The 15,687-nt window shown below is 71.4% G+C and carries 13 protein-coding genes; 8 read left to right on the top strand and 5 right to left on the bottom strand.

All coding sequences use genetic code 11. The annotated features are described in order from the left end of the window. Positions 1–10: 10 nt before the first annotated feature. Positions 11–418 (bottom strand): phage holin family protein, encoded by a 408-nt coding sequence (locus AB0F40_RS15695; protein ID WP_357469107.1) that lies wholly within the window; start codon positions 416–418, stop codon positions 11–13. Positions 419–432: 14 nt separating this feature from the next. Between AB0F40_RS15695 and hisC the strand changes: the two genes are divergently transcribed. From hisC to AB0F40_RS15715, 4 genes are all read left to right on the top strand, one after another. After that, the gene (gene hisC / locus AB0F40_RS15700; protein ID WP_357469109.1) at positions 433–1,521 is read left to right on the top strand and encodes a histidinol-phosphate transaminase; all 1,089 of its coding nucleotides are present in this window, start codon (positions 433–435) and stop codon (positions 1,519–1,521) included. Positions 1,522–1,881: 360 nt separating this feature from the next. After that, positions 1,882–3,051 carry a pyruvate dehydrogenase (acetyl-transferring) E1 component subunit alpha gene (gene pdhA, locus AB0F40_RS15705; protein WP_357469112.1) on the top strand — a complete coding sequence of 390 codons (1,170 nt, stop codon included), beginning with the start codon at positions 1,882–1,884 and terminating at the stop codon, positions 3,049–3,051. 5 nt (positions 3,052–3,056) lie between these two features. Beyond that, positions 3,057–4,085, top strand: coding sequence for an alpha-ketoacid dehydrogenase subunit beta (locus AB0F40_RS15710; RefSeq protein WP_357469115.1), 1,029 nt, complete (start codon positions 3,057–3,059; stop codon positions 4,083–4,085). Positions 4,086–4,149: 64 nt separating this feature from the next. Beyond that, the gene (locus AB0F40_RS15715) at positions 4,150–5,709 is read left to right on the top strand and encodes a dihydrolipoamide acetyltransferase family protein (protein WP_357469118.1); all 1,560 of its coding nucleotides are present in this window, start codon (positions 4,150–4,152) and stop codon (positions 5,707–5,709) included. Positions 5,710–5,912: 203 nt separating this feature from the next. On the opposite strand, the gene AB0F40_RS15720 is transcribed toward AB0F40_RS15715, so the two are convergent. Beyond that, entirely contained in the window at positions 5,913–6,185 is a 273-nt protein-coding gene (locus AB0F40_RS15720; RefSeq protein ID WP_253875305.1) for a WhiB family transcriptional regulator, read from the bottom strand. 167 nt (positions 6,186–6,352) lie between these two features. On the opposite strand from AB0F40_RS15720, the gene AB0F40_RS15725 reads away from it, so the two are divergent. Together AB0F40_RS15725 and AB0F40_RS15730 are read left to right on the top strand one after the other, a co-directional pair. Further along, positions 6,353–8,404, top strand: a complete 2,052-nt coding sequence (locus AB0F40_RS15725) for a cytochrome c oxidase assembly protein (protein WP_357469121.1) — start codon at positions 6,353–6,355, stop codon at positions 8,402–8,404. A 99-nt stretch (positions 8,405–8,503) separates the two neighbouring features. Further along, positions 8,504–10,708, top strand: a complete 2,205-nt coding sequence (locus tag AB0F40_RS15730; protein ID WP_357469124.1) for a prolyl oligopeptidase family serine peptidase — start codon at positions 8,504–8,506, stop codon at positions 10,706–10,708. A 105-nt stretch (positions 10,709–10,813) separates the two neighbouring features. On the opposite strand, the gene AB0F40_RS15735 is transcribed toward AB0F40_RS15730, so the two are convergent. Together AB0F40_RS15735 and AB0F40_RS15740 are read right to left on the bottom strand one after the other, a co-directional pair. After that, the gene (locus AB0F40_RS15735; RefSeq protein WP_357469127.1) at positions 10,814–11,158 is read right to left on the bottom strand and encodes a hypothetical protein; all 345 of its coding nucleotides are present in this window, start codon (positions 11,156–11,158) and stop codon (positions 10,814–10,816) included. A gap of 292 nt (positions 11,159–11,450) precedes the next feature. Next, complete coding sequence (locus AB0F40_RS15740; protein WP_357469130.1) at positions 11,451–12,533, bottom strand: hypothetical protein; 1,083 nt, start codon at positions 12,531–12,533, stop codon at positions 11,451–11,453. A gap of 257 nt (positions 12,534–12,790) precedes the next feature. On the opposite strand from AB0F40_RS15740, the gene AB0F40_RS15745 reads away from it, so the two are divergent. Continuing rightward, positions 12,791–13,006, top strand: coding sequence for a hypothetical protein (locus AB0F40_RS15745; protein ID WP_357469133.1), 216 nt, complete (start codon positions 12,791–12,793; stop codon positions 13,004–13,006). A 10-nt stretch (positions 13,007–13,016) separates the two neighbouring features. Then, complete coding sequence (locus tag AB0F40_RS15750; RefSeq protein WP_357469136.1) at positions 13,017–14,918, top strand: NHL domain-containing thioredoxin family protein; 1,902 nt, start codon at positions 13,017–13,019, stop codon at positions 14,916–14,918. A 35-nt stretch (positions 14,919–14,953) separates the two neighbouring features. Here the strand turns inward: AB0F40_RS15750 and AB0F40_RS15755 are convergent, their stop codons facing one another. Further along, positions 14,954–15,598 carry an HAD family hydrolase gene (locus AB0F40_RS15755; protein WP_357469139.1) on the bottom strand — a complete coding sequence of 215 codons (645 nt, stop codon included), beginning with the start codon at positions 15,596–15,598 and terminating at the stop codon, positions 14,954–14,956. Positions 15,599–15,687 lie beyond the last annotated feature (89 nt).

Consider the following 15,687-nt stretch of genomic DNA (forward strand, 5'->3'; position numbering starts at 1 on the left):
CGTCCCTGGTTCAGTCCGAGACCTTGTTGGGCAGGATCGCCAGCAGGATGGTCTGCACCACCGAGATCACGAGCGCCGCGAGCACGAACCACCAGAAGCCGCCGGTCACCTCAAGCCCCCAGTTGGGCTGGTCCGAGAACCAGGACTGGTTGGTGATGAGCGTCGTGATCCACAGCATGAGCGCGTTGACCAAGACCGACACCAGGCCGAGGGTGAGGATGTAGAGCGGCAGGGAGATGAGCTGGACGATCGGCTTCACGATCATGTGGACCAGGCCGTAGATCACTGCGACCACCACGGTGGCGAGGATCGTGCCGAGCGTGGTGCCGTTGCTGACGATGTCCATGTGGGAGCCGAGGATCAGGGCCGACAGCCCGATCGCGAGTGCGGTGATGAGGATGCGCGCCACGAGCTTCATCCGTTCATCGTGGCATGCTGACCCCCGTGGAAGACGCATTCGTACCGCTCCGCCCTGCCGTGTCGGCCCTGCCCGCCTACGTGCCCGGCGCGCGTGCCGGGTCCAGCGCCCCGGCGTGGAAGCTCTCGTCGAACGAGAACCCCTACGCGCCGCTGCCTTCGGTCCAGGCCGCGATCACCCGCGCCGCCGCTGAGGTCAACCGGTATCCCGACCTCTACGCCGACGAGCTCGTCGGCGAGCTTGCCGCGCACAGTGGTGTGGCAGCCGAGAACGTGGTGGTCGGCAACGGCTCGGTGGCGCTGCTGTCGCACGTCCTGAACGCGGTCGTCGACCACGGGGACGAGATCGTGTTCCCGTGGCGCTCGTTCGAGGCCTACCCCATCGCGGCGGCGGTGTCGGGTGGCAGGGCCGTGACCGTGCCGCTCGAGGAGGGCACCGGCCGGCTAGACCTGCCCGCGATGGCGGCGGCGATCACGCCACGTACCCGTGTGGTGCTGGTCTGCTCGCCCAACAACCCGACCGGCCCTGCCGTGCACGTGGGAGAGCTCGAGACGTTCCTGGCCGCGGTGCCGAAGGATGTGCTCGCCGTGCTGGACGAGGCATACCTCGAGTTCGTGCGCGACCCCGAGGCGCCGAACGGCATCGACATGTTCACCCGCCACACGAACGTGCTGCTGCTGCGCACCCTGTCCAAGGCGCACGGCCTGGCGGGGCTCCGCATCGGCTATGCGATCGCCGAGCCGCGGCTGGCCGCGGGGATCCGCAGCGTGTCCACGCCGTTCGGCGTCTCGCTCGTGGCGCAGGCGGCCGCGCTGGCGACGCTGGAACCGGAGGCGCAGAGCCAGCTGGCGGAGCGTGTCGAGGCACTGGTCGGCGAGCGCGACCGCGTCGTCGAGAGCCTGCGCGGGCAGGGCTGGGTGCTGCCGGAGACCCACGCGAACTTCGTGTGGTTCGACCTGGGCGAGCCGACCATGGATCGTGCAGCCGCGGCGAAGGACGCAGGCGTCCTGGTGCGCCCGTTCGCCGGCCATGGGATCCGCGTGAGCATCGGCGACCCCGAGGCGAACGACGCGTTCCTGCGGGTCGCGTCGGCCTGGCGCTGAGAGTGGTCGGTAGAACGTCAGGTGATCGGTAGCCCGGGCTGCCGATCACCTGACGTTTTGCCGACCACCCCGCCGGCCCACCCGGCCAGCCCGGGCGAGACGCAGGCGCCGCAGAGGGCTGCTCGCCGAGACTCCGTCGCGCGGCTTGGTGGAATCCGACAAACGGTCCCCCGAGACATTGGGGGACATCCGACAGGCCTACCTACGGTTGCGTAGCCTACGGTTGCGTAGGCTACGACAGCGTAGGTTGCGGATCGGCTAAATTTCCGGCTGGACCCGTGCCAGGATGGAAAGGTCCCCGGAACGGACCGGGCGTCTCCGCAACAGCGGGCGCTCGCGTCCGCAGTTGAAGGAGGAAGCGTGACTACGACCAACGGCTCCAACGAGGCGATCCCGACGTTGCAGCTACTCGATCCCCAAGGGAACCGCGTCACGACGCGCGGTACCAAGGGATATCGTGACCGAGCCGCTGCCCTGACCACGGAAGACCTTCGTGGCATGTATCGCGACATGGTCCTCACTCGCCGTTTCGACGACGAGGCAACCTCGCTCCAGCGACAGGGCGAGCTCGCCCTGTTCGCGCCGGCTCGTGGCCAGGAGGCCGCGCAGGTCGGCAGCGCCTACGCCCTGCGACCGCAGGACTACGTCTTCCCGTCGTACCGGGAGCACGGCGTCCTCCAGGTCCGTGGCCTGGACCCTGTCGACCGGCTGCGGTTCTTCCGCGGTTCCGACCACGGTGGATGGAACCCGAACGAGAGCAACACGGCCGTCTACACCATCGTCATCGGCGCGCACACCCTGCACGCCACCGGCTACGCCATGGGCGTCCAGCGTGACGGCACCCCGCACGACAAGCACGACGGCACCGCGGTGGTCACCTACTTCGGCGACGGCGCCACCTCGCAGGGCGACGTCAACGAGGCGATGGTCTACGCCGCCGTCAACGACGCACCCGTCGTGTTCTTCCTGCAGAACAACCAGTGGGCCATCTCCGAGCCGACCACCCGGCAGACGAAGGCCCCGCTGTACAAGCGGGGCGAGGCCTTCGGCCTGCCGAGCCTGCGGGTCGACGGCAACGACGTGCTCGCCGTGTACGCCGCGACCCAGGAAGCGCTCGAGCGGGCCCGGCTCGGCCAGGGCCCCAGCTTCATCGAGGCGTTCACCTACCGCATGGGCGCCCACACGACGTCGGACGACCCGACGCGGTACCGCACCTCCGACGAGGAGGAGCAGTGGCGACGCCGTGACCCGATCGACCGCCTTGCCGCACTGCTGCGGGCGGAGAACGCGCTCGACGCGGACTTCGAGGCCGAGATCAAGGCAGCGGGTGACGAGCTGGGCGCCGCGCTGCGCACCGGCGTCCGTGCCCTCGACGGCGGTTCGGCCGTGGCGAGCACGTTCGACGACGTGTACGCCACGCCCCACGGCAACGTCGCTGCGGAACGTGCCTGGTACGAGGCCTACGACGCCGGTGACCCGCCGGCATCGCAGTATGCGATCGCGGACTCAGCGCAGGGAGGCGCACGATGACAACCATGGCGGAACGTACGCACACCACATCCAGCGACTCCGACGCGTCCGGCACCAAGACGCTCACGCTTGGCAAGGCCATCAACGAGGGCCTGCGCGCCGCGATGCGGCACGACGACAAGGTCATGCTCATGGGTGAGGACATCGGCCCGCTGGGCGGCGTCTTCCGGGTGACCGACGGTCTGCAGGCAGAGTTCGGCGAGCAGCGGGTGGTGGACACACCCCTGGCGGAGTCCGGCATCGTCGGCACCGCCATCGGCCTGGCCATGCGCGGTTACCGGCCGGTCTGCGAGATCCAGTTCGACGGGTTCATCTTCCCGGCGTTCAACCAGATCACCACCCAGCTGTCGAAGATCCACAACCGCACGCGCGGCGCGATCCAGATGCCGGTCGTGATCCGCGTCCCGTACGGCGGCGGCATCGGCGGCGTCGAGCACCACGGGGAGAGCCCGGAGGCGCTGTTCGCGCACACCGCGGGTCTTCGCGTGGTCTCGCCGAGCAACCCGCAGGACGCCTACACGATGATCCAGGAGGCCATCGCCTCCCCGGACCCGGTGCTGTACTTCGAGCCGAAGAGCCGCTACTGGGGCAAGGGCTCGGTCGACCTGGACACCGCGATCGGCACGGACACGCTCAACGCGGCCCACGTGGTCCGCCAGGGCACCGACGTCACGCTCGTCGCGTACGGGCCGTCCGTCGCGACCGCCGTCAAGACCGCCGACGCGCTCGCCGAGGAGGGCCGCTCGGCCGAGGTGCTCGATCTGCGTGCGATCTCGCCGATCGACACCGCCGCCGTGGTGGCGAGCGTGCGCAAGACCGGACGCTGCGTGGTGATCCACGAGGCCCCGGTGTTCTTCGGCGCGGGGGCTGAGATCGCCGCTCGCGTCACCGAGGAGTGCTTCTACGCTCTCGAGGCGCCCGTGCTCCGCGTGGGCGGCTTCCACACCCCGTACCCCGTGGCTAAGCACGAGCACGAGTACCTGCCGAGCGTGGACCGTGTGCTCGACGCCGTCGATCGTGCCTTCGCGCACTGAGCCGCGACCGACCAGTGAACGAGTCACGGATCAGCCGCATGGAAAAAAGGAGTGTGGGTCGAGAGTGAGCTTGAAGAACCAGAGGTTCCCGCTCCCCGACGTCGGAGAGGGCCTCACCGAGGCCGAGATCGTCGAGTGGCAGGTCGCCGTCGGCGACACGGTCGAGGTGAACCAGACGATCGTCGAGATCGAGACGGCGAAGTCGCTCGTCGACCTGCCGTCACCATGGACCGGTACGGTCGCCGCCCTGCTCGTCGAGCCGGGTACCACCGTCGACGTCGGCACCCCGATCATCGAGATCACCGTGTCCGACGGCGCCGGTGGTCCGGCCGGGTCGACCCCGAACGGCACCGTCTCGGAGGCAGGCCCGGACGCCGGTTCCGGCGGCGCTCCCGCGGGCGAGGGCGCTCAGGACGAGAGCTCCGGGTCCGTGCTCGTCGGCTACGGCACGGCCGAGGCGAAGGCCAGCGGACGGCGTCGGCGGCACCAGGTGGCCTCGGCTGCCGCGCCGACGTCGGCGCCGGCCGCGGCGGCCGAGCCTGCTCCGGCGGCCGGGCCTGCCGGGTCCGGCGGGGCCGCTGCCACGGCAGTCGCCACCAAGGCCCCCGCTGCCCCCGCCCAGGCACCTGCCCAGGTACCTGCCCGAGCACCCGCCCAGACGCCGGCACCGGTCCCGGCGGCCGCGCCGGCGTCGGACACCGGTACCACCACGGCCGCACGAGCTCGGGTCCTGGCGAAGCCGCCGGTCCGCAAGCTCGCCAAGGACCTTGGGGTGGACCTGGCGGGTGTGCACGCGTCGGGTCCTGGCGGCATCGTCACGCGCGAGGACGTGGTCTCCCACGCCGAGCGCTCGTCGGTGCGGACGCTGACCCACTACCCGGACGACGAGCCGTGGCTCGCCTCGGGCGTGGTCTCGCCGGACGGGCGCCAGACGCGCGTCCCGGTGCGGTCGGTGCGCAAGCGCACCGCCGAGGCCATGGTGGCCAGCGCGTTCACGGCACCGCACGTGACCGTGCTGCACTCCGTGGACGTCACCAAGACGATGAAGCTCGTGGCGAACCTCAGGGAGGACCGCGACTTCGCGGACGTCAAGGTGACGCCGCTGCTCATCGCAGCCAAGGCGATCCTGCTCGCGGTGAAGCGGCACCCGCAGATCAACGCCTCATGGGACGACGCGGCGCAGGAGATCGTCTACAAGCACTACGTGAACCTGGGCATCGCCGCGGCGACGCCCCGGGGGCTCGTGGTGCCGAACATCAAGGACGCGCACACGCTCGACCTGCTCGGCCTCGCGAAGGCGCTCGTCGGGCTGACGGCGACCGCACGGGCCGGGCGCACGTCCGTCACGGACATGTCCGACGGCACCATCACGATCACCAACCTGGGCGTCTTCGGCATCGACACGGGTACGCCCATCCTTAACCCGGGAGAGGCGGGGATACTCGCCTTCGGCGCGATCCGCAAGCAGCCCTGGGTGCACAAGGGCAAGGTGAAGCCGCGGTGGGTCACGCAGCTGAGCTTCAGCTTCGACCACAGGCTGGCCGACGGCGAGCTGGGTGCGAGGTTCATCAAGGACGTCGCGCGTGTGCTCGAGGAGCCGGCGCACGGCCTCGTCTGGGGCTGACGGACAAAGTGTCAGGCCCCCAGGTCACCACGGTGACCTGGGGGCCTGACACGTCCTGCTACCGGCTCGTCCTGCTACCGGGGCAGTGCGCTCGTCCGGATCCGTCTGGGAGATCCTCGGTGCGGAGAGCGCACTGCTCCGGCGTCTCACGGCGACTGGACTCGGGCCGCCGTGCCTCGGGCAACGTCTCGTGGTCACGCGGCTCACGCCACGCGCATGCCCCCGATCGACCGCGGCCGGCCGCGACGGCGCTTGCGGCTCCGCACGGTGCCGTCCACGACGATCTCACCGCCCCAGACGCCCCACGGCTCGCGGCGCGCGAGAGCGCCCGCGAGGCACTGCGCCTTGAGCGGGCAGACGGCGCACGCGCGTTTGGCCTCCTCGAGGTCCGCGGGATGTTCCGCGAACCAGAGCTCGGGCTGGTCCGAGCACGGCACGGAGTCGTCGGTCTCGGTGATGATGTTCGCGAGGTCCACACTGGTCACAACGCAGAAGAGGGCCGAAGGGTTGGGTTTGGTTCATAATCGGACCGAACTTTTCCAAAACTTCGTCGAAATGCCCGGTTCCGGGGCGTTCGTAGGGTGGTCAACCGGACACCAGCGAACGGTCCGCACCGCTTCGGAGCGCGCATAGGCTGGACCGTGTGACCCCGACCGACGCCCGGAACAGCGCCAGCAGGACCGCACGGACGACGAGCACCACGAGCGGCCCGACGAGCCCGTCGTGGCTCGCCGCCGCGCTGCCGGCAGCAGGCCTCGTGGCGCTCGCAGCCCTCTTCGCGGCAGGCACGTTCTCCGGCGCCTTCACCGCGTTCGCCAACTTCGCCGACCCGGGTGCCCTCGTGCGCTGGGGCATGCCCGTCGCGACGGTCGTCACCGAGCTGTCCGTCGCCGTGACCATCGGCTCCCTCGCGCTGGCGGCCTGCGTGCTGCCCCGCGGGCCGCTCGTCGACCGTGCCCTCGGGGTCGCCGGTGTCTCCGCGGGCCTCTGGACCCTCGCGGGGCTGGTGCAGCTCGTGCTGCGGTTCTCGTGGTCCACGTACCTGCCGCTGGACGCGCAGGGCTTCGGCCCCGCGCTCATGGAGTACATCTCGACGATCCCCGTCGGGCGCACCTACCTGGCCATCGTGATCGTCGCCGCGGTCACGGCTGCGGTCGCGCTCCTGGTCCGCGGCCCGGTGGGCGCCCTGTGCACCATCGCGCTGCCGCTGGCCGCCCTCGCCATGCAGTCCTCGACGGGCCACGCCGCCGGCGCCGCCAGCCACGACGTCGCGGTCTCCGCGCTGTTCCTGCACCTCGGCGGCGCTGCCCTCTGGATCGGCGGGCTGGGTGCCATCGTCTTCATCGGCGTCCGGCACGCCGCCACCGCCGACATCATCCGGCGCTACTCCGAGATCGCGTTCTGGTGCTTCGCCGCCGTGGCGATCTCGGGCCTGGTCAGCGCATGGGTCCGGATCGGTTCGCTGGACGGGCTGAGCACCGACTACGGGGTCCTCCTGGTGGTCAAGGTCGTGCTGCTGATCGTCCTGGGCGGCCTGGGCTGGCTGCACCGCAGCACGGTCGTCGCCCGGCTCACCGCCGGGACCGCCACCAGGAACGCTGCGATCGGGTTGTTCTGGCGGCTCGCCGCCGTGGAGATCGGGGTGATGGGCGCCGTGTCCGGCGTCGCGGTAGCGCTCGGCTCCACGGCACCGCCCGTGCCCGACGAAGCGATAGTCGACCCGACCCCGGCCGAGCTCGTCACCGGTCACCCCCTGCCACCCGAGCCAACGGTGCTCCGCTGGCTCACCGAGTTCCAGTGGGACGTCCTTCTCGCGTTCGCCTGCGCGGCCGCCGTGCTCGTCTACGTGCGGTGGGCGCTGCGGCTGCGGCAGCGGGGGGACGGGTGGCCCGTCGGCCGCACCGTCTCCTGGTGCCTCGGCATGGTGGTCCTCTTCTGGGCCACCAACGGCGGCGCGGCCGCCTACGGGCACGTCCTGTTCAGCGCCCACATGGTGCAGCACATGGTCCTGGCGATGGTGGTGCCCCTGTTCCTCGTCCTGGCAGCGCCCGTCACGCTGCTCATGCGGGCCGTCCCGGCACGCAAGGACGGCTCACGCGGTCCGCGCGAGTGGGTACTGGTCCTCGTGCACTCCACCGTGGGCCGGTTCATGGCGAACCCGGTCGTCGCCGCCGTCCTGTTCGCCGGCGGGATGATCGTCTTCTACTTCACGCCACTGTTCTCGTTCGCCATGTCCACCTACGCGGGGCACGTGTGGATGGTCGCCCACTTCACGCTCGTCGGGTACCTCTTCGCGAACGCGCTGATCGGTATCGATCCAGGGCCATCCCGACCCAGCTACCCCCTGCGGCTCGTGCTGCTGTTCGCGACCATGGCGTTCCACGCCTTCTTCGGCGTGACCCTGATGTCGGGCACCGCGCTGCTCCTGCCCGACTGGTTCGGCCTCATGGGCAGGGCATGGGGGCCGAGCGCCATCGAGGACCAGCAGAAGGGCGGCGGCGTCGCATGGGGTATCGGTGAGCTGCCGACGCTGCTGCTCGCCGTCGGCGTGGCGTTCTCCTGGGCGCGGTCCGACGCGCGCGAGGCCAAGCGGACCGACCGCAAGGCGGAACGGGACGGCGACGCCGAGCTCGAGGCCTACAACGAGATGCTGGCGAAGAAGGCCGCCCAGGCAACGCACCGCAACGATCCCTGACCCCCTCCTTTGCCGTGGGCGCGATCGCTGCGCCTCGAACGGGCACGAACCCGCAAAAATCGCGCCCACGACCGAGGATGCGCGTGATAGACGTGTCCGGTGAGCGAATCTCCGCAGACCCCGTTCCACGACCTCGACCACTACGTCGCGATCCCGCGCCTCACCGGCCTCACGGCCAGCCAGGACGGAACCCGCCTCGTCGCAGGAGTCCAGACGCTCGACGACGAGCGCACCGGTTACCGCACAGCACTGTGGGAGGTGGACCCGGCGGGCGAAGTCCCCGCCCGACGCCTCACCCGTTCGGCGAAGGGCGAGTCGTCCGCCGTCTTCACCCGCTCCGGCGACCTGCTGTTCACCTCGGCCCGACCCGACCCGGACGGGGCCGCGGCAGGCTCGTCGGCCGAACCGACGTCCGCCCTGTGGCTCCTGCCCGCGCACGGCGGTGAGGCCCGCGTGATCGCGGCCCCGCCAGGTGGCGTCTTCGGCGCACTCACCGCGCGTGACGCCGACACGGTGAGCGTCGCCGCCGCCGTCCTGCCCTCCGCGAAGGACCTGGCGCAGGACACCGAGCTGCGCAAGGCCCGCAAGGATCAGAAGGTCTCCGCAATCCTGCACACCGGCTATCCCGTCCGGCTCTGGGACCACGATCTGGGGCCCGACCAGACCCGACGCTTCGCGGGCGACCTCGCGACGCTCGCCGACGAGCCGGCGTCGCCCCTGCCCGGCGCCACGTCCGCCGAGGGCGAGACCCGGGACGAGGAGCCCCTGCCGTCGGGCAAGCACCTCGATCTGCGCGACCTCACGGGCGCCGGCCGGCACCTCGAGGAGCACTCGGCGGACCTGTCCGCCGACGGCACCACGCTCGTGGCGACCTGGGCCGTGCCTGACCCCGGCGCCGCCGTCCGCACGACCCTCGTCGTCGTCGACACGGCGACCGGCGACCGCCGGGTGCTCGTGGACGACCCGGACGCCGACGCCGGCGGCCCCCGCATCTCGCCCGACGGCGCCTGGGTCGCCTACGTGACCGAGTCCATATCGTCCCCGGACGAGGCCCCGGTGGTCCGCCTCGCCCTGGTGCCGACCGACGGCTCGGCGGAGCCCGTCGTCCTCGCCGACGACTGGGACCGCTGGCCCGGCCGCCCCACCTGGCTCCCGGACGGCAGCGGCCTCCTGGTCCAGGCCGACGACGACGGCCGCGGCCCCGTCTTCCTGCTCACGTTCTCAGGGGCGCTCCCGGGTAGCGATGTGGTCGTCGAGAAGCTGACCGTCGACGACGCGTCCTTCTCCGACCTCGGCGTCACGTCCGACGGGGCCACGGTGTTCGCGCTGCGCACCTCCTACGCGGCCCCGGCCGAGCCCGTGCGGATCGATCTGGGGGCGTTCCTCGCCTCCGGCACGCCAGGGGAGCGGACGCCGCTCGCGGCGACCCTCCTGCGCTCGCCGGCGCCCGCTCCCGCGCTGCCGGGCCGCCTCACCGAGATCGAGACCACGACCGAGGACGGGACGCGCGTGCGTGCCTGGCTGGCGCTGCCGCACTCGGTGGTCGCCCTTCAGGACCCGCCTGTCGAGACCCCGGAGGCCAAGGCACCGCTCCTGCTGTGGATCCACGGCGGCCCGCTGAGCTCCTGGAGCGCCTGGAGCTGGCGCTGGAACCCCTGGCTGATGGTCGCCCAGGGGTACGCGGTGCTGCTACCGGACCCGGCGCTGTCGACCGGGTACGGCCAGGAGTTCGTCCAGCGTGGCTGGGGCGCCTGGGGCGGGTCCCCGTTCACGGACCTCATGGCGATCACCGACGCCGCCGAGGCGCTGCCCGAGGTCGACGAGACCCGGACGGCGGCCATGGGCGGCTCGTTCGGCGGCTACATGGCCAACTGGGTGGCCGGCCACACCGACCGCTTCAGGGCAGTCGTCACGCACGCGAGCCTGTGGGCACTGGACCAGTTCGGCCCCACCACCGACGCCGGTTTCTACTGGGCCCGCGAGATGACGCCGGAGATGGCGCTCGAGAACAGCCCACACCTGGCCGTTGGCGAGATCCGCACCCCGATGCTCGTGATCCACGGCGACAAGGACTATCGCGTCCCGATCGGCGAGGGCCTGCGGCTGTGGTTCGAGCTGCTGACCAAGTCCGGCCTCCCGGCGTCCGACGACGGCGAGACCGCGCACCGGTTCCTGTACTTCCCGGACGAGAACCACTGGATCCTCACGCCGCAGAACGCCAAGGTCTGGTACCAGGTGGTGTCGGCGTTCCTCGCGGAGCAGGTGCTCGGCGAGAAGCCGGAGCTGCCGACGACGCTCGGCTGAGCCGAGGCACGACCGAGGCGGGGCTCAGGCCCGCACCGGGCAGACTCGGGCGGAGCGCCGTTCAGGCGCTCTGCCTCGGTGTTGCTCTCGACCTCGGTGCTGCTCTCAGCCCGCCCGGACCGCGCCGAGCACGCGTACGCGCACGGCCACGTCGTTGATCTCCTCGGGCACCTTGTCCACGAGGCCGGGATCTGTCACGTTGACCTGGAGCACCCAGCTTCCGCCGGGGCCTGTCACCTGCTCCACCGAGACTTCCTCGGCGAGCACCTCGACCGGCGAACCACCGGACGTGTCGGGCTCCGCATGCTTGCGCGCCGGGTACTCGCGCGGGGGCTGCCCGAGAGACGTCGTGAACTCAGGGGCGACGCCAACTCCGATCACACCGTCGAGCCCGGTCACTTTTTCCCGCAATGCGGCTTTTGCCGACCGAGCCTCGTCGAGTGTTGCCATCCCGATCACCTCCTGGTCATCCATTGTGTCCCCCGTGTCTACCCCTTGCACGGGGTTCGGGAGCGGCCGAACGAGCCTCCGTGCGACCCGGTGCGATTCCGCAGGTCAGCGAGTTGGCGGACGGCGACACGCCGCAGGGACGCGCCCATGCTCCTGACCGCCGATCCCGACACGCCCGACGCTGGAAACGCTGGTGCGCAGACCGAACGTCACCCGAATTGGTACATACGGCGTCCAAACCGGTCGAAACCATCCGAGGACGGGTGCAGATGGTCCGCGGACGTGCCGTAGCTCACCCGAACGGGTGCGCGGGCTCGCCGGCCAGCTCGATGCCGAGGATGTCGAGCACCTGGTCGATCGGGTTGGCGTAGGTGAGTCCCTTGCCGCTGCGCCCACCGGACTCCGACCCGGCGAACAGGAGGCCGAGCGCCACGCCGTCCTCCCGGTACACGAGCGCACCCGAGTCCCCGCCCCGCGAGAACGGCCCGTCGTCCAGGCTCTCGATCTCGATCTGGTCGTCGAAGCTGAGCGCCCCGAGATCCTCGTAGCCCACGACGACGTCGTCGAGCTCGATGGCGGTGACCCGTCCGCGCGTGATCGACGTCGTGCGGCCCACCTTGCCGACCACCTCACCGCCGAGTGCGCGTGCGGTCTTCACCACCCGCCCGACGGGGTACTCGAGGTCGATCGGGACCCGGTCGAGGCGGGCGATCGCGGCATCCGTGTACGCCGGCTCGATGACCTCGAGGTCTACCACCTGCGTCAGCTCACCGATCCGGTCACCCGGCGCGAGCCCGCCGTCGGCCGGTCCGGGCTGCAGGACGACGTCGCCGGGCCGGGCCTGACGAGAGCCGGCCAGGACGTGATAGTTCGAGAGCGCGTACAGGTCACCGCTGCCGGAACCGTTGCTGCCGCCGTCCCCTCCGGAGCTCGCGCGGGTCACGAACGCGCCGAGCGTGCCCGCGGTGACGCCCACGTGGCCGATGGAGATGCCCGGCCGGAGCGGGCGGCGCCGGTCCGTCTCGCCGTCGGCCTGTGACGTCGGCGCGGGCGGCCGCGGTCCCAGCTCGCTCACGGGACGGATGCGCCCGGTGCGCCGGACGTCGACGTCGGGCCCGACCTCTGCTGAGATCTTGCGCACTATCGAGCGGGCCCTCGGTACGCCGAGCCGGTAGCGGACGGCGATGCCGAAGCCGCCCTCCGGCTGGGGCACCAGGCCGAGGGCGAGGGTGGGGGCGCGGACGAGATCGGCGGCCTCCGACACCGTCTGCCCGCCCAGTGACCGCGGTGTTGCCACGACTCCGTGCTTCTCGGCTAGCTCTCGGGCGAAGGCTGCGAGCTGTTCCTTCATCTTCCTGGCCTGGTCGCGGTCCATGCCCTGATCCTCTCCTCACCCACCCACACCACACGGCACACAGTTGGCGACACGCCGCTCGGTCGGCAAAGTCATCCTAAAGGCGGATATCGCCCTGCCAGGTTTGCGCGGTACGTTCCTCTGCTACACCCAACCATGGCCGGGTGAAAGCCAGGAAGACCTGAGATGTCACAAAACGTCATCGGCAGCCTCCTGAATCGTTGGCGGCGTTCGCTCCGGACGCCGGTGGACACGGAACGGCGAGAATGATCGGGACGATGGATGAGACGCGGAGCGTGCGGGTAACCCGCGCCGACGTGCGCGAGGCCCTCATGTGGGCACTCGAGCGGGATCGCGCCGCACTGCTCGCACACCGGGCGGCTGTGCACGCCACCAAGAGCGACCTGGCGCGCCGGCGGGCCGACAAGGCCCTGGTGGAGCAGTGGCGTGCCCGCAAGCCGGACGCCGGGAAGGGCAGCGCACCCAGGGAGTGACAATGGGCCGGTGAGCACCACCGCCCAGAACCTCCCGCGGGTCCGCGCGTCCGAGCTCGTCGGGCGCGGCTGGCTGAACACCGGCGGACGCAGCGTCACGCTCTCCGAGCTGCGTGGCAAGGTCGTCGTCCTGGATTTCTGGACCTTCTGCTGCATCAACTGCCTGCACGTCCTCGACGAGCTGCGTGCGGTCGAGGAGCAGCACCGCGACGAGCTCGTGATCATCGGCGTGCACTCGCCCAAGTTCGAGCACGAGGCAGACCCCGACGCCCTCGCCGCCGCCGTCGAGCGGTACGAGGTGCGGCACCCTGTCCTGGACGACCCGGAGCTGGTGACCTGGGGTGCCTACACCGCGCGGGCCTGGCCCACGCTCGTGGTCGTCGATCCCGAGGGCTACATCGTGGCGCAGATGGCGGGCGAGGGGCACGGCTCCGCCATCGCCGCGATCGTGACCGACCTCATCGCCGAGCATGCGGCCAAGGGCACGCTGCACCGCGGTTCCGGTCCGTACGTCCCGCCCGCACCGGCGTCGGGCACGCTGCGGTTCCCCGCCAAGGCCCTCGCCCTGCCGAACGGCAACCTCCTCGTCGCGGACGCCGGGCACCACTCCCTCGCCGAACTCGCGCCCGACGGCGAGACGCTCGTGCGGCGGATCGGCTCGGGTGAGCGCGGTCTGGTCGACGGCGGTCCGGGCGCGGCGCGGTTCTCGGAGCCGAACGGGCTCGCCCTGGTGCCGGAGGACCTCACGGCCCGCCTCGGCTATGACGTGGTGGTCGCCGACACGGTCAACCACGCCCTGCGCGGTGTACGGCTGGCGGACGGCGTCGTGGTCACCCTGGCGGGGACGGGCCAGCAGTTCATGGTGGGCGGCCAGGAGAACTATCCCGGGGGCATCGTGAAGCTCTCCTCGCCGTGGGACGTCGAGTGGTCTCCAGAGCTCGGAGCCTTCGTCGTGGCCATGGCCGGCAACCACACGCTCTGGGCGTTCGATCCCGTCGCCCGGGAGGCGCACGGGAGCGTGCGACTGCTCGCCGGGACCATGAACGAAGGGCTGGAGGACGGGCCGGGCGCCACCGCCTGGTTCGCGCAGCCCTCCGGCCTCGCGCGAGCCGCGGACGGGGCGATCTGGCTCGCGGACTCGGAGACGTCGGCGCTGCGCCGGGTCCGGCCCGGAGGTGACGGCGGCGCGGAGACCCGGACCGCCGTCGGCCAGGGCCTGTTCGACTTCGGCCACCGCGACGGCGCCGCTGACCAGGCGCTGCTGCAGCACCCGCTCGGCGTGGCCGTGCTGCCCGACGGCTCCGTCGTCGTCGCCGACACCTACAACGGTGCGGTGCGCCGGTACGACCCCGGCCCCGGCGAGGTGACGACCCTCGCGACGGACCTGGCCGAGCCGTCGGACGTGCTCGTCGAGGTCGCGGGCTCCGCCGTGCACCTGCTCGTCGTGGAGTCGGCGGCCCACCGGCTCACCCGGGTCGCGCTCCCGGCGAGCCTGGCGGGCACGGTGCTCGACGGCGGCGCGCACCGGGTCGCCCGGCCCGCCACCGACGTCGGCGCGGGGGCGCTCCACCTGGCGGTGCCGTTCGTGCCCGCGCCGGGACAGAAGCTCGACGAGCGCTGGGGCCCGTCGACGTCGCTCCAGGTCAGTGCCACTCCGCCGGAGCTGCTGCTGTCCGGCGCGGGGAACGGCACCGACCTGTTCCGGGATCTCGTGATCAACCCCGAGGTGACCGAGGGCGTGCTGCACGTGACCGCGAAGGCGGCGTCGTGCGACGAGGTCCCCATCCTGCCGAACGGCGAGCCGGACCCCGACGTGTTCCCCGCGTGCCACCTGGCGCAGCAGGACTGGGGCGTCCCGGTCCGCGTGGTTCCGGACGGCGACGCCGGGCTCACGCTCCCGCTCCGGGGCTGACCTCCGGGCCGGCTCGGGGCCGGCTCGGGGCTGACTCAGGTGGCCAGGACTCCGGGCAGCTCGGTCAGCGAGTCGATGACCGTCGCCCGCGCGGCCTCCGGCCGGAGAGCGTGCAGGTAGCCCCACGGCCCCCGGCGGAGCAGGATCGGCCGCATCCCCGCCTCGGCGGCGGGCAGCACGTCGTTGTCGAGCCGGTCGCCGACGTAGGCGATCTCCTCGGGCGCGACTCCTGACAGCTCGGCGACCCGTGTGAAGAACCCGGGCTCCGGCTTCTGCACGCCCCACTCGTCCGAGGTCCGGATCGCGCTCACCGGCAGATCCATGGCCTCCAGCGCCGCACGTGCCTCGGGCGGCTGGTTCCCGGCGATGACGACGTCGAGGCCCGCCTCCCGAAGCGCTGTCAGGGCGGGCCGGACGTCGGGATACAGGTCGCCCTCATCGAACCCGTTGCGGAGGCCGTCCGGGTCGTCCTGCACCCAGCGGGCGATCTCGGCCTCGACGTCCAGACCGGGGCGCACCATGTCGAACGCGTCCTGGTGCGTCAGGTCGAGCGCGGCGCAGCCGCCGAGCACACCGAGGAACGTGAGCGGCGGGACATCGAGCCGCTCGGCCCAGCCGAGCCAGATCCGGGACTCGTCGATGAGCGTCTCTCCGACGTCGAACACCACGGTGCGCACCATGGGCCCGACCCTAGGACGTGTGCCGCCTCGCCCGGGAACCGACGTCGGATACGACCGCTACACCCTGCATGCGACACGCCGATGTTCCC

The organism is Promicromonospora sp. NPDC023987, from assembly GCF_040639055.1.
Classification (GTDB): Bacteria; Actinomycetota; Actinomycetes; order Actinomycetales; family Cellulomonadaceae; genus Promicromonospora.